At 68.9% G+C, this 14,132-nt stretch carries 15 protein-coding genes; 8 read left to right on the top strand and 7 right to left on the bottom strand.

What is annotated here, in order from left to right:
- Positions 1–45: 45 nt before the first annotated feature.
- The 3 genes from OG252_RS25960 to OG252_RS25950 all read right to left on the bottom strand — a co-directional run bounded on the left by OG252_RS25960 (position 46) and on the right by OG252_RS25950 (position 1,930).
- The gene (locus OG252_RS25960; RefSeq protein ID WP_329345194.1) at positions 46–891 is read right to left on the bottom strand and encodes an IclR family transcriptional regulator; all 846 of its coding nucleotides are present in this window, start codon (positions 889–891) and stop codon (positions 46–48) included.
- Positions 892–1,230: 339 nt separating this feature from the next.
- Positions 1,231–1,443 (bottom strand): DUF5326 family protein, encoded by a 213-nt coding sequence (locus OG252_RS25955; protein ID WP_266436735.1) that lies wholly within the window; start codon positions 1,441–1,443, stop codon positions 1,231–1,233.
- Positions 1,444–1,612: 169 nt separating this feature from the next.
- Positions 1,613–1,930, bottom strand: a complete 318-nt coding sequence (locus OG252_RS25950; RefSeq protein WP_266436733.1) for a cupin domain-containing protein — start codon at positions 1,928–1,930, stop codon at positions 1,613–1,615.
- 57 nt (positions 1,931–1,987) lie between these two features.
- Here OG252_RS25950 and OG252_RS25945 point away from each other — a divergent pair, with 57 nt between their 5' ends.
- The 5 genes from OG252_RS25945 (at position 1,988) to OG252_RS25925 (ending at position 5,873) form a co-directional block, all read left to right on the top strand.
- Positions 1,988–2,365, top strand: coding sequence for a phage holin family protein (locus tag OG252_RS25945; RefSeq protein ID WP_266436731.1), 378 nt, complete (start codon positions 1,988–1,990; stop codon positions 2,363–2,365).
- 7 nt (positions 2,366–2,372) lie between these two features.
- Positions 2,373–2,864 (top strand): low molecular weight protein-tyrosine-phosphatase, encoded by a 492-nt coding sequence (locus OG252_RS25940; protein WP_266436729.1) that lies wholly within the window; start codon positions 2,373–2,375, stop codon positions 2,862–2,864.
- On the top strand, positions 2,861–4,015 hold the full coding sequence (locus tag OG252_RS25935) for a cystathionine gamma-lyase (protein WP_307676007.1): 1,155 nt from the start codon (positions 2,861–2,863) through the stop codon (positions 4,013–4,015). The genes OG252_RS25940 and OG252_RS25935 overlap by 4 nt, the downstream gene beginning before the upstream one ends.
- A 228-nt stretch (positions 4,016–4,243) precedes the next feature.
- Positions 4,244–5,257: a LysR family transcriptional regulator gene (locus OG252_RS25930; protein WP_329339043.1), complete on the top strand. Its 1,014-nt coding sequence runs from the start codon at positions 4,244–4,246 to the stop codon at positions 5,255–5,257.
- Positions 5,258–5,390: 133 nt separating this feature from the next.
- Complete coding sequence (locus OG252_RS25925) at positions 5,391–5,873, top strand: NUDIX domain-containing protein (protein ID WP_266436723.1); 483 nt, start codon at positions 5,391–5,393, stop codon at positions 5,871–5,873.
- Positions 5,874–5,887: 14 nt separating this feature from the next.
- On the opposite strand, the gene OG252_RS25920 is transcribed toward OG252_RS25925, so the two are convergent.
- Together OG252_RS25920 and OG252_RS25915 are read right to left on the bottom strand one after the other, a co-directional pair.
- A complete protein-coding gene (locus OG252_RS25920; protein ID WP_411149586.1) occupies positions 5,888–7,558 on the bottom strand; it encodes a globin domain-containing protein in 1,671 nt (556 codons plus the stop codon).
- Between the two features lie 396 nt (positions 7,559–7,954).
- The gene (locus OG252_RS25915) at positions 7,955–8,587 is read right to left on the bottom strand and encodes an HAD family hydrolase (RefSeq protein ID WP_329339037.1); all 633 of its coding nucleotides are present in this window, start codon (positions 8,585–8,587) and stop codon (positions 7,955–7,957) included.
- Positions 8,588–8,780: 193 nt separating this feature from the next.
- Here OG252_RS25915 and OG252_RS25910 point away from each other — a divergent pair, with 193 nt between their 5' ends.
- On the top strand, positions 8,781–9,647 hold the full coding sequence (locus tag OG252_RS25910) for a GNAT family N-acetyltransferase (protein WP_329339035.1): 867 nt from the start codon (positions 8,781–8,783) through the stop codon (positions 9,645–9,647).
- A gap of 110 nt (positions 9,648–9,757) precedes the next feature.
- Here OG252_RS25910 and OG252_RS25905 read toward each other — a convergent pair whose 3' ends face one another.
- Positions 9,758–10,966, bottom strand: coding sequence for an MFS transporter (locus OG252_RS25905; protein ID WP_266436715.1), 1,209 nt, complete (start codon positions 10,964–10,966; stop codon positions 9,758–9,760).
- A gap of 243 nt (positions 10,967–11,209) precedes the next feature.
- Between OG252_RS25905 and OG252_RS25900 the strand changes: the two genes are divergently transcribed.
- Positions 11,210–11,662, top strand: coding sequence for a GNAT family N-acetyltransferase (locus OG252_RS25900; RefSeq protein WP_266436713.1), 453 nt, complete (start codon positions 11,210–11,212; stop codon positions 11,660–11,662).
- Positions 11,663–11,753: 91 nt separating this feature from the next.
- On the opposite strand, the gene OG252_RS25895 is transcribed toward OG252_RS25900, so the two are convergent.
- A complete protein-coding gene (locus OG252_RS25895; RefSeq protein WP_266436711.1) occupies positions 11,754–13,139 on the bottom strand; it encodes a serine hydrolase domain-containing protein in 1,386 nt (461 codons plus the stop codon).
- A gap of 330 nt (positions 13,140–13,469) precedes the next feature.
- Between OG252_RS25895 and OG252_RS25890 the strand changes: the two genes are divergently transcribed.
- Complete coding sequence (locus tag OG252_RS25890; protein WP_266436709.1) at positions 13,470–14,033, top strand: dihydrofolate reductase family protein; 564 nt, start codon at positions 13,470–13,472, stop codon at positions 14,031–14,033.
- Positions 14,034–14,132: the final 99 nt, after the last annotated feature.

The following is a 14,132-nucleotide window of genomic DNA, read 5'->3' as shown; positions in this document are numbered from 1 at the left end:
GGGAATCTTGCTGAACGTGCACGACAGATCACAAGGAGTGAGTTTTCAGATACTGATAGAGGTCGCGAGTGACCCCATGAGCCGAGCCAACGCGCCTTGCAATTGCTGCGTTGCCGCCGGGAGCCGGTCGGCCTGATGGGAGGGCAGAGAAATGGCCATCGTCGCCGCGACGTTACCCACTGTGATCGGGATCGCCGCGCACACCGTGCCCAGTGCGTACTCCTGTCGTTCCGTCACCGGTTCCGCCCGCCTCATCCGTTCGAGCCGTCGCAGCATGGAATGGTTGTCACGCACGGTGTAGGGCGTGATGGACTGCACCGGGTAGCGGTCGAGATGGTCGCGGCGGGCGTCGTCGTCCAACTGGGCCAGCAGACACTGGCCGATGGCGTGCGCGTGCCCGGTCTCGCGGAAGTCCGCCCACTCCTCGACCGCCGGGTTGCCCGGGGTGTCGGAGACGCACACGACCTCGATCTCGCCGTCGCGGTACATCGCGTAGTACACCGGTACGCCGATCGCGTCGCGCCAGTGTGCGAGCGTCTCCGCGACCGTGCTGCGACGTTTCTGCTGGGCTCCGCTGCTGCCCAGCCGCTCAGCCGCTTCACCGAGGAAGAACAGCCCTTTGTCGCGGCGCAGATAGCCCTCGTGCACGAGGGTGCGCAGCAGGTGGTAGGCCGTGGGGAGCGCCAGGCCCGTCTCGCGGGCCAGTTGCTTGGCGGGGGCTCCGTGTTCGTGTTCGGCGACGCACTCCAGCAGGCGCATGGCGCGCTGCACGGATCCGATGAGGGTCGAGGAGTGCGGCGGCGTGGGTGACGCGGTCGCCTGCCGCTGCGTCGGAGGGGTTGTGGGGCGTGGGCGCGCCGACGGTGCGGCGGGCTGCTCCGGGGGCCGCATACGGGCTCCCGGGGGCAGGAGGTCGGCCCTGCCGGCCACGGCGGGTGCGTGGAGCTGAGCGGGTGCGGTGGGTACGGGAGATGGAACGGGTGCGGTGGGTCCGTGGGACTGGGCGAGTGCGGTGTCAACCGTGGCCAAGGGTCACTCCCGGAGCGCGAGGGGGCAGCCCGTGCGGGGAACACGGGAGGGGGTGTACGCCGCTCGCGGGGTCGTCCCCGCGTCGAGTTCCGGACTCTAACCGTCCGCCACCGCCGGCAGACGGTCTGCACGGGAAACTTCCCTCGCCCGAGGGAACCGGTGATTCCTGTTACCGATCGCCGGTTGCCTCGAGTTGACCGCTCACCAGTCGCTGCGTGACGAGGAACTCGTCGTGAACTTCCGTACGACGTAGATCAGTCCGCCGACCAGTGCCACGAAGACCAGCACCTTGAAGAGCAGGCCGATGACGAAGCCGACGACGCTGGCTATCAGCCCGCCGAACACGACCAGGGCGATGACAGGCACCGCGACCCACTTCATCCACCACGGCAGTCCCGTGAAGATCTCTCGCATCGCCCTCGCCTCTCTGGTGCCCGGCACTTCTGGTGCCGGAGCCTCTGAATGTCCTGCACTAGCTTCTGAATGTCCTGCACTCGATGCTAGGGCGGGAGGGGCCCAGGCGGGGGCCTCGCATCCCTTGTCCGCCCCTGACTGATCCCCTAGGGAACCCCGAGGTCGCAGGTCAGCTCTCGGGCGGAGAGAACACCACCATCACCCTGAGGTCCTCGCTGATGTGATGGAACTTGTGCGCGACACCGGCCGGTACGTAGACGACGCTGCCGCGCGCCACCTGGGTGGTCTCCATGCCGACGGTGATCGCGGCGCGGCCGCTGACGACGAAGTAGACCTCGTCCTGGTTGTGCGGCTGCTGCGGGTCGCGCTCGCCGGCGTCGAGGGCGTACAGGCCGACCGACATGTTCCGCTCCCGCAGGAACTGCAGGTAGGCGCCATCATTGGCGGCGCGCTCCGCCTCCAGTTCGTCCAACCGGAATGCCTTCATCGACTTCGTCCGCCCTCGCCCGTGTCGTAACAGATCTCTTCTGCGACGATCAGACACATGAAGAATTTCGTAGTCAAGACGATCGCCAACGCGGGCGCCCTGGCGGTCGCCGTATGGCTGCTCGACAAGATCACCCTGACCGGCGACAGCACCGGCAAGAAGGTGTGGACGCTGCTCCTCGTCGCCCTGGTCTTCGGTCTGGTGAACTTCCTGGTCAAGCCCATCGTGCAGGTCCTGACCTTCCCTCTGTTCATCCTGACCCTCGGCCTGATCACCCTGGTGGTCAACGCCCTGATGCTGCTGCTGACCTCATGGCTGGCCGACAAGCTCGACCTGAGCTTCCATGTCGAGGGCTTCTGGACCGCCGTCCTGGGCGGCCTGATCATCTCGATCGTGTCCTGGGCGCTCCACGTCGTCCTGCCCGACGAGGACTGAGCGCGCCATGACCTACCGCGTCTGCTTCGTCTGCACCGGCAACATCTGCCGCTCCCCGATGGCCGAGTCGGTCTTCCGCGCCCGCATACGGGAAGCCGGGCTCGACGGCCTGGTGGAGGTCGACAGCGCCGGCACGGGCGGCTGGCACGAAGGCGACGGCGCCGACCCGCGCACCGTCACGGTCCTGGAGAACGGCGGCTACGACGGCACCCACACGGCCCGCCAGTTCCAGCCGTCGTGGTTCGCCCGCCTCGACCTTGTCATCGCTCTCGACGTCGGCCACCTCAAGGCCCTGCGCCGTCTCGCACCCACCTCGCAGGACGCGGAGAAGGTCCAGCTGCTGCGTTCCTACGACCCCGCCGCGGGCGCCGACCTCGACGTGCCGGATCCGTACTACGGGGGCATGGACGGCTTCGAGGAGTGCCTTGAGATGGTGGAGGCGGCGAGCGAGGGTCTGCTCGCCGCGGTACGCGAGGACGTGGAGGGACGGGCGGCATGAGCGCTACGAGCGGGCAGGGACTCCCTGGGGGCAGCGGTGACGGCACACGCGCTGTGCGGGCCGGGCTGCCCGAGCCGGTCAGGCACGAGCCGACCCTGCCCGGTCCGGTGTTCGCCGCCCACTTCCATCTGCCGGGCGAGGTGACGGGTCCGTACAGCTACGGCCGCGACGACAACCCGACCTGGACCCTGCTGGAGCGCGCCATCGGCGAGCTGGAGGCGCCCGGGCGGGAGGGCGTGGAGACGCTCGTGTTCGCCTCGGGCATGGCTGCCATCTCCTCGGTGCTGTTCTCGCAGCTGCGGGCCGGAGACGCGGTCGTCCTGCCCGATGACGGCTACCAGGCGCTGCCCCTCGTACGCACGCAGTTGGAGGCCTACGGCATCGAGGTGCGTACGGCGCCCACCGCCGGCGATGCCCAGCTGGACGTCCTCGACGGCGCGAAGCTGCTGTGGATGGAGACGCCGTCGAACCCCGGGCTCGACGTGTGCGACATCCGACGGCTCACCGAGGCCGCACACGCGCGTGGCGCCCTGGTCGCCGTCGACAACACGCTCGCGACACCGCTCGGGCAGCGCCCGCTGGAGCTCGGCGCGGACTTCTCCGTGGCCAGCGGCACCAAGCAGCTCACCGGGCACGGGGACGTCCTGCTGGGATACGTCACCGGTCGCGACGCCGAGGCCATGGCCGCCGTCCGGCGCTGGCGGAAGATCGTCGGAGCGATCGCGGGGCCGATGGAGGCCTGGCTCGCCCACCGTTCGATCGCCACGCTCCAGTTGCGGGTCGACCGGCAGAACGCGACCGCCCTGGTGCTCGCGGAGGCGCTGCGGGGGCGCCCCGAGGTGACCGGGCTGCGCTATCCGGGGCTGGCCGACGACCCCTCGCACAAGGTCGCCTCGCAGCAGATGCGGCGCTACGGGTGCGTGGTTTCCTTCACGCTGCCCACGCGCGCGCGTGCTGACCGTTTTCTCGACGCGCTGCGGCTCGTCGACGACGCGACCAGCTTCGGTGGGGTGCGCTCGACGGCCGAACGCCGCGGGCGCTGGGGCGGAGACGCCGTGCCGGACGGTTTCATCCGTTTCTCGGTGGGTGCCGAGGATCCCGAGGACCTGGTGGCGGATGTGCTGCGCGCCCTGGACGAATCGTCCCGGTAGCCCCTGCGCACCCGCCGAGGCGGTGTACGGCTACGTGCAACGGGCGGTCCGAGCCTCCCCCCTCGTGGCTCGGACCGCCCCGGTTCCGCGCGCGAAGAACCGCGCGACCAAGGCTAGTTGACTCTGTGTCAGTGTCCAATCACAGTAGCGACAGAGACCTATCGACATATTTATAGTTGGGCCCTGCCTCGGGGCCGGGAGAAGGGCAGGGAAGAGGAGGGCGTCGCCATGGATCTGGCCTTGCTGCGCACCTTTGTGACGGTGCACCGGGCCGGGTCCTTCACCCGCGCGGCCGCGCTGCTCGGCCTGTCGCAGCCGGCCGTCACCTCACAGATCCGCACCCTGGAGCGGCAGTTGGGGCGTCCCCTGTTCCTGCGGCAGGCCCGGGGAGTGACGCCTACCACCATCGGCGACGAGCTCGCCCACAAGGCGGCGCCGCATCTCGACGCCCTGGTGGAGATCACCGAGACTGGGCTCGACGACGAGTCCTCCTTACGGACACTGCACCTCGCCGGCCCTCCCGAGTTCACCGCCGAGCGGGCACTGCCCGCGCTCACCGAGCTGACCGGCGAGGACGGCCAGGGCTTCGCGCTGCGCGCCTCCTTCGGGAACGCCGAGGAAGTTCTGGAAGGACTCGCCGCCGGGCATCACGATCTGGCCATCTGTACGGCCCGTCCGCGCGGCGCACTGCTCACGGCGACTGCGCTCTGCGACGAGGAGCACGTCCTGGTCGCGGCCCCACACTGGGCCGAGCGGCTCGGCTCCGGAAAACCGCGCCGCAAGGGGGCACGGGTCCTGGAGAACGTCACCTCGGTCAAGGGGAGGCGGGTGTCGGAGGGCGGCTCCGCGGCCAAAGGGAGACGGGCGCCGGAGAACTTCGCCATGACCAAGTCCGCACCCGCGTTGGAGCACGTCCCGGTGGTCGAGGTGCACGAGTCGCTGCCCTTCGTCTCCCGCTACTGGGCTTCGGTCTTCGACTCTCTCCCGGCCGCCCCGGGCACCGTGATCGTCCCGGACCTGCGTGCGGTCCTCGCCTGCGCGGTGGCAGGCGCCGGACTCGCCGTACTGCCCCGCTATCTGTGCGCATCCGCCCTGGAACGCGGTGAGGTCGTCGCGCTGCATGATCCTGCGGTGCCGCCCCTGCGGACGTACTTTCTGGTGGTCCGCACCGGCACTCTGGCGATGCCGCACATCGCACGGGCCCACGAGTGGTTGCTGCAGGCGGCCGGCGACTGGTGCTGAGCCGCGTATTTCAGCTGGTCACCGCCTCGCGGTGTCGCCGACCGCCAGCTCGGTCCGAGCCGTTCACACGGTGCGCTCATTCGGTGACGTTTCGCGATGTTTCACGTGGAACCAGCGGGGCCACATTTCTCCCATGACCGTCCGACCCGTGGTCAAGCGCACCGCCCGCGCCGTTCTGCTGGACGGTGACGACCTGATTCTGATCAAGCGCACCAAGCCCGGCTTGGATCCGTACTGGCTCACGCCCGGCGGCGGAGTCGAGCCGGACGACCCAACCGTCGTCGACGCCCTGCACCGGGAGGTGTACGAGGAGCTCGGCGCCAAGATCACCGACGTGGTGCCCTGCTTCGTCGACACCGTCGAGCACATCGGCGCGGACGGCGGTGCGACCGGCGTGAAGGTGCAGCACTTCTTCGTCTGCCACCTGGAGTCCATGGATCCCTCCCTGCGGCACGGCCCCGAGGTGGACGAGCCCATCGGCGAGTACGAGATCGTGCGGGTGCCGTTCACTCGTGTCGGGATCGCTTCCGTCCACCTCGTACCGCTGTCGCTGCGGCACTACCTGGACGGCAACATCGAGGGCGTACGCGCCATGCACGCCCCGGACCTCGGCTGACCTCCGACACCGGGTCACTGAGCGGCGGCCACGAGCTCCTCCACCGAGTCGTGGCGTATGCGTTCCGACGGGATGCCACTGTCCCTGAGTGCGTCCACACCGCTGCGGATCATTCCGGGCGGGCCGGAGAGATAGGCGTCGTATTCGTTCCACGGTCCGTACGCGCGTATGGCGTCCGGGAGCTGGAGGTGCGCCTGCTGGTCGATGACCGCACGGACCGAGAGCCACGGGTGGGACTGCTGGAGCCTGAGCATGGTGTCGATGTCGTAGAGGTCGTGGTCGGTGCGGGCACCGTAGAACACCTCGACCGGGCGCCGTTCGCCATGCTCGGCGACGTCCTCGACGAGTGCCTTGATGGGCGCTATGCCGGTGCCGCCGCCCAGGCAGAGCAGCCCGCTGTCGGTGGTGTGGTCGACGGTCATCGAACCGGCGGGCGGGCCGAGCCGGATGATGTCGCCGGGCCGTGCACGGTGCACCAGGGCGTTGGAGACCCAGCCCGCGGGGACGGCCTTCACGTGGAACGACAGCAGACCGTCGGAGCGGGGCGCGGAAGCGAAGGAGTAGTGCCGCCAGATCCGCGGCCACCAGGGTGTCTCCACGCTCGTGTACTGGCCTGCAAGGAAGGGATAGGGCTGGTCGGGGCGGACGGTGACGACCGCGACGTCCGGTGTTCTGAGGTCGTGCGCCACGACTTCCGCGTACCACCAGGCGGGGGCGCGGAGTTCGTCCGTCGCCGCCGCGTCGATCATGACTTGCGAGATCGTGGTGTACGTCCGGACCCATGCCGCCTCGAGCTCCGGATTCCAGATGGCGGAGGCGTACTTGCTCAGGGCACCGATGAGGCACTCGCCGACAGCCGGGTAGTGCTCGGCCCGGGTGCCGTACTTGCGGTGTCCGCGGCCGAGGTTCTGCAGATACTCGACGAGGACCTCGGTGTTGTCGATGTGCTCGGCCGCGGTGAGCAGCGCCTTGAGCAGCCGGTCCCGCTGGGTGTCCATCGCGGCCGGGAACAGCGACCGGAGGTCGGGGTGGCGTACGAAGAGCAGCGCATAGAAGTACGAGGTGACCTTGTCGGCCACGGGTCCGACCTCGGCCATGGTCCGGCGGACAAGGACGGCATCCGGGGAGGCGTCCTGCTTCGGGGCGGAGCGCTGGGCGGGTACGCGGTGTTCGGCGGGCGGTGCTTCGGAAGGCACGGCTCGGGTGAGGAGGGGAGTCTGGACGAGCGAGGTCTGGGCGAGCGGGGATTGGACGGGCGGAGCCGGGACGGGCGGGCCGGAGGCGGAAGCCGGTATGAGGGGCGATATCTCGGGCGTCTGTATCGCGGTCGTCTCGCGGGTCCCGGTGGCGTCCGGTATGTCGTCCGGGGTGGCGGGCGGTGCGCCGACTGACGACGACGTGGGCGGTGTGTCCTCGCCGGCTTCGGCGGGCGGCTGTGCGCCGTCGCTTGTCGTGGCGGGCGGTGCGGTGTTCGGCGTCGGCGGGTCCTTGTCGGCGCCGCTCGCGGTCCTGCTGCCCACCGGGCGCATCGCCGCCAGGCGACGGCCGTCGGTGGCCTCCTGTTCGCTGCCCGGAGTCGTCGCCGGCTGCTTGCGCGGCGTGAACCAGCCGCTCCCGCCGCCGGACGTGCCGTTGTCGGCCGGCGTGGTGATCGGAGCGTCCATGGTGTGCCTCGCCTCGAACATCTTTCGGTCGGTCTGCGCACTTCCCTGGTCGGAAGATGCCTGCTTTCCCCCGCAGACGGCTTGCTCTCTTGTCCGGCGCCGCAGCCAATGCGGCCACAGTCAACCCGTGTTCCGGCTCCGTACGGACAAGTAGGCGAGAGTGTGACATTGGCCGCAGCACTCTCACCGCAGCGTCCCACCCGATATGGACGCCCGGCCTCGTTACCGGAAATGCGGGTCTTCGATCTCTCCGTCCCGTTAGGCTGCATTGCCCTGCTCTCGGCCCGCTCGGGACGTGCAGGACGAGCTCCTCACCCGGACGCGAACCGGAGTCGACCATACCGGCCACCGCCCCGCACACAAGTCCCCCCTCCTCCTCCACGAATATGACGAGGGGCGAACCGTCAATTACTTCAATTACCGGGCGTGCCGCACCAATTCATAGGCTTCCCACAGATCCAGCCCCATATAGGCGTGGGTCGAGATGCCCGCCAGATGGCTGTCCGCATTGATCGCGACGGAGATCGGCACCGCCCCGAACAGGTCCTTGTCCGACAGGGAGTCCCCGTAAGCGATGCAGTCGGTCCGTGTCACGCCGAACTGCTCGCACAGCCGGTCGGCGATCCGGACTTTGGCCGCGGCGCTCAACACCCCTGCGGGATCGACGGGCTCGGTGAACGGCAATGCGGGAAAGCGGGACCCGTACGCCGCATGTGCGCCCCAGCCGATGAGCTTCTCCACGAAGAAGGAGGGCGAGAGCGACACGACGGCGCAGTAGTCGCCGTCGCTCCTGATCTCCGCCCAGACCTCGCGGATACGAGCCAGCCAAGGGGCACTTTCGAAAGCCGCCGTCACATGAGCCTCGGTGAGTTCCGCCCAGAGCGTGTACACCTCCGCCGCGTATTCGGGCGGCCCGATCAACCCTGCCCCGATTGCCTGATCGAGCGCCACCGCCTCGGCTTCCAGCCCGAGCTGCCGGGATATCTCCACGGGCGCGGTGCTTCCGTGCAACAACGTGCCGTCGAGGTCGAAGAGATGAAGTCTGGCCATGCCGCCGAGGCTAACGGGGTGCTTGTCCGGCTTCAGGGGCTGCCACCGGACGGTCGCCGTTCGCCGATGTTTCACGTGAAACACCCAGCGCCTGTTCGCAGGCTGTGCCGTTGGCCACGACGTGGCCAAAAGCTCGTCCGTCCTACGGGAAACAGGTGGACGACGAGGGCGCCCGTCAGACAGCCTGACCTGCGTGCCGACTCCTTCCCTCACCGCTCTGCCCATCCGCCGTCTGACGCGTCGCGATCTCACCGCCTGCGCCGACTTGTCCGAGGACCGGGGGTGGCCACGCGAGGAGCACAAGTGGGGCTTCCTCCTCACGGCCGGAAAGGGCTACGGCATCGACGACCCCGACGGCGGGCTCGTCAGCGCCTGCGTGGTCACTGAGTACGGGCCGCAGGACCAGCCCGATCTAGGCGCCATCGGCATGGTGTTGGTGGCCGGACGGCATGCCCGCCAGGGCATCGGACGCCGGCTGATGCGCCACGTCGTCTCGGCGATGGGCACCACACCTCTGACGCTGCACGCGACGCCGTACGGTCGTCCGCTCTATGAAAGGCTCGGCTTCAAGGTCACCGGCCGGGCCGAGATGCTGTGCGGCCACTTCACCCCGGGCGGTCCGCCGCCCGAGGTCGCCACGCGTGCGGTCACCGCCGAGGACCTCACCGGCATTCTCCGGCTCGACGGGGAGGTCTTCGGTGCCGATCGCACGCACGTCATCACCCGGCTGCCCGCCTTCGCCGACCAGTTGCGGGTCGCCGAGGAGAACGGCCGGATCATCGGCTACGCGGCCGCTTGGCCCAACATGGACACCCATGTCGTCGGCCCCCTGATCGCCCGCGACACGGCAACGGCGAAGGCGCTGATCGGCTCCCTCGCCGCCCACACCGACCGCCCTCTGCGCACCGACATCGACGTACGGCACGAGGAGTTGCTGACGTGGGCGAAGGAACACGGTCTGGCATCCACCGCCTTCAACGCCGTCATGACGTATGGCATCGCGGAACTCCCCGGGGACTGGAGCCGACGCTTCGCGCCGCTGACGGTGGCGGCCGGCTGAGGTCCGACAAGCCGAGTTCTAGTACGGCGACCGCCGGTTCCCCAGGGATTCGGGAACCGGCGGTCGCTGTGTACGACTCGTGATGAAGGTTGCGGAGTGCAGTGTGCGGCTCAGTGGTGAAGGGCAGCTCGCTGATCCGTCGGTACGGCTTCAGCGACTACCGTGCTCGGCGCGCTGTCTCGGCGTTCCAGAGCGGCCGAGAGGAAGGCGAGAAGCAGGGCGGCCGCGGCGAGGGCGGCACCGACCCAGTTGGGGGCGGTGTACCCGAGGCCGGCCGAGATGACGAGACCGCCGAGCCAGGCGGAGAGCGCGTTGCCGAGGTTGAAGGCGCCGATGTTCACGGCCGACGCCAGGGTCGGAGCGCCGTGTGCCTGATCGAGGACGCGCTTCTGCAGTGGCGGGACGGTTGCGAACCCCAGGGCACCGATGAGCGCGATCGTGACGGCCGCCAGGGCCTTGTGGTGGGCGGTGAGCGTGAAGAGGGCGAGGACAACGGCCAGTGCGCCCAGAGAGACGTAGAGCATGGGCATCAGCGCGCGGTCGGCGTATTTGCCGCCGACGAGGTTGCCGCCGACCATGCCGAGACCGAAGAGGACCAGCAGCCAGGTGACCGAGCCGTCGGCGAAGCCTGCGACCTGGGTCATCATCGGGGCGATGTAGGTGATGGCCGCGAAGACGCCGCCGAAGCCCAGGACGGTCATCGCCATCGCGAGCAGGACCTGCGCGTTCTTGAAGGCGGCCAGTTCGTGGCGCAGGCTCACGCCTTCCGCCTTGGGCATGTCGGGGACGAGCTTGGCGATGCCGAGGAGACCGATCACGCCCAGGACGGCGACGATCCAGAAGGTGACGCGCCAGCCGACGGACTGCCCGACGAGTGTGCCCAGCGGGACACCGACCACGTTGGCGACGGTCAGTCCGGTGAACATCATCGCGATGGCTCCGGCCTTCTTGTCGGGGGCGACCAGATCGGCCGCGACGACCGATCCGATGCCGAAGAAGGCGCCGTGGGCGAGTGAGGCGATCACGCGGCCGATCAGCATGACGGCAAAGGTGGGCGCGAGGGCGGACAGCAGATTGCCGGCGATGAACAGACCCATCAGCAGCATCAGCATCCGCTTGCGGGAGATCTTGGTACCGAGCACGGTCATCAGCGGGGCGCCGAACATGACACCAAGCGCGTAGCCGGTCACCAGGAAGCCGGCGGTGGGGATGGAGACCCCGAAGTCGCCCGCGACCTCGGGCAGCAGGCCCATGATCACGAACTCGGTCGTTCCGATTCCGAAGGCCCCGATCGCGAGGGCGAGAAGCGCGAGCGGCATGAGGTGACACCTTCCCAGACGATTGCAGGAGCGTGTAGCGGACTGCCACATTAATTGCAGACGCTAGATACATGCAAGCGCGGACTATTTCGATGTCGTTATATCTTGGTGACAGCCGCTCCTGGACCTGGTGCGCGCTGTCGCTGCTGCACGGCAGGATCGAGGCCCCCATCGAGCGGACCTGCAGGCGGTCAAGAACCCTCCGCACGCCGTCATAGGGACGCCTCTGCATAGAGTGCGGGCATGGGAGATCTTGAGATACGGCCCGCCACGGCGGACGACATTCCCGCGATCGTCGCCATGCTCGCCGACGACCCCCTGGGTGCCCAGCGCGAGTCACCGGACGACCTGACGCCCTACTTGGCAGCGCTCGAACGCCTCACCGCCGACCCCAACCAGCAGCTGGTGGTCGCCGTTCGTGAGGGCCGCGTCGTCGGTACGCTCCAGCTCACGATCATTCCCGGGCTGTCCCGTCGCGGTTCCACCAGGTCGATCGTCGAAGGCGTGCGCATCCACGCAGACGAACGCGGCAGCGGTCTCGGGACGCGACTCATCGAATGGGCGATCGAGGAATCCCGCCGCCAGGATTGCCAGTTGGTCCAGCTGACCTCGGACAACACCCGCACGGATGCCCACCGCTTCTACGAGCGGCTCGGCTTCACGGCCTCTCACGTGGGCTTCAAGCTCCAGTTGTGACATGCCGCTTCGAGGCGGCATGACGCTCTCGGTTGTGACGCGGTGAAGCGGCCTGTTTCACGTGAAACAGGCCGCTTCACCGCGAGCGCGTCTAGCCGATGCCGCGCCAGCCCTCGGGATCCACCCCACCGGGCAGGGAGGCCCCCTCGTCGTACGGCTGACGCGTGAAGACAAACGACCCGAGGTCCAGATGGCTCACGGACCCGTCCGGGCGCCATACAGCCTTCAGGAGCTCTCCGGCGTAGTAGCCCTCCAGGCCCGTCCAGGTCCCGTCGCCGTTCACCCGGAACCGCGAACGGCGGCCGTTGCCGGAAAGGGGCTCCAGCGAGACGAGCCCGTCGGCCGTCAGCCGCAGGGCAAAGGCATGGGTCCCCCAGTACCACTGGCCCGCCAACTCCAGGGCAGTAGCGTCACCTTCGGGCAGGGGCCGCCACGGATCGGGGAAGCGCGGCTCGGCCTCGGCGACGATCCGTACGAGGTCGGCGCCCACGGCCGACAGCAACGGCCCGGAGGTGCAGTTGGCCAGCACCACGGCCGCGACGTCGTCCACCACGCTGATGGTGAGGTTGGCCAGGAAGCCCGGCAGTGACCCCGAATGTCCCACGAGCAGCCGTCCGTCCCGGTGCTGGATCTGCAGCCCGAGACCGTACGTGGCACCGTCCACGACATCCGCGGCCTCCGCCGGTGCGGCGGGCGTCCGCATCTCCCGCACGGTGTCTGCGCTCAGCACTCTGTCGTCCCCCTTCGCCAGGAAGGCGGCGAAGCGCGCCAAGTCTCCTGTGGTCGACCAGAGTTGACCGGCCGGAGCCATCAGTCCGAGATTCTCGGTGGGCTCGGGCAGCATCACGTCGGCCCATGGGTGCACTGCCCACCCGCCGGCGTGTGGAGCCTGCGGCCGTGTGCCCGTACGGTCCAGGGCCAGAGGTTCGAGCACTTCGCGCCGTAGTACGTCCTCCCATGGAGCCCCGCGCAGCTTCTCGACGAGCGCACCCAGGAGGGTGTAACCGGGGTTGGAGTAGTGGAAGCGGCGGCCGGCCGGATGCCGGAAGGGCTGCTCCCCCAGCACGTCGGCGAGTTCGGGCCGCAGGGACCCCGGAGTGCGCTCCCACCACGGCGCGGGTGACTCGGCCGCCAGACCACTGGTGTGGGCCAGCAGGTCTGCGATCGTGGCCTCCCCCGCACCGGTGCCCGGCACGTGCTTCTCCAGGGAGTCACCAAGGTCGAGTGCACCCTCGTCACGCAGTCGCAGCACGAGAACGGCGGTGAACGTCTTTGTGATCGACCCGATCCGGTACTGCACGTTCCCATCCGGACCGTGCCCTTCCACCGAGGTCCGCGAGCCGTGCCACACGGCCTGCCCGCCCCGTACGACCGCCGCGACCAGCGACGGCGCACGCCCTTCCGCCTGGGCCACGGCGATCCGGTGCAACAGCGCCCGGCGCGTGCCGGGCAGCAGCTCTTCCTGAGGTGTCGTCATGGCCTCAGTCCATCCTGCGGGGCACTCGGGCGTCGAGCTCATTTGGCCCTCGGGGGGTGTGGGGTCTCGCCGCACGTGGCATGTCGATCTTGCGTGACCTGGGCGTTCTTGGCTGCCTCACGGCCTTGTCACCCATGATCAGTCTCAAATCCGTGGCATTTTCCTCGCGAGGGCGAGGGCGAGATCGGGCGGCTTGCCCGTGTCGGCCGAATACACCACGCTGAGCCCGGAGCACGAGGACTACCGGCGAGTCCAGATCGCGCACCGATGAGTTTCCCGCACCGCGCCGGTCTGTACGCGTGAGACCGACTCACGGAAGGCTGGCGCGCCATGCGGAAACTGATCTACGGCATGAACCTGACGCTGGACGGCTACATCGCCGCGCCCGGCGACGACATCGGCTGGAGCGTGCCGAGCGACGAGCTGTTCCAGTTTTGGTCCGACCAGTTGCAGGCGACCGACCTGACGCTGTACGGACGCAAGCTGTGGCAGACGATGAGCTCCTACTGGCCGACCGGCGACCAGCAGCCCAACGCCACCCCGGCGGAGGTCGAGTTCGCGCGCCGCTGGCGGGACATGTCGAAGGTGGTGTTCTCCTCGACGATCGACAAGGTCGACTGGAACACCCGCCTGGTCCCCGGCGACGCGGTCGCCGAGATCACCCGGCTCAAGGCCGAGGACGGCGGCCCGATGGACATCGGCGGCGCGACGCTCGCCGGGGCGGCCATGCGGGCCGGGCTGATTGACGAATACATGCTGGCCACCGCGCCGGTCCTGGTGGGCGGCGGCACGCCGTTCTTCACCGCGCTGGACAACTGGGTGAACCTCAACCTGGTGGAGACGCGGACGCTTCCCGGCGGCGTGGTCCTGACCAGGTACGAGACGAGGCGCTGAGCAGCAGAGCCTCGGCTTCGTCAGCGGCGCGTAGGGCGATCTGGTGGCTGGCCTCCGCCGCGTGGCCGAGGGGGATGTCAAGGACGGCATATGTGCCGC

Origin of the sequence: Streptomyces sp. NBC_01352, from assembly GCF_036237295.1 — a bacterium.
GTDB lineage: Bacteria > Actinomycetota > Actinomycetes > Streptomycetales > Streptomycetaceae > Streptomyces > Streptomyces plumbiresistens.
This window is presented reverse-complemented; position numbering and strand designations above follow the sequence as displayed.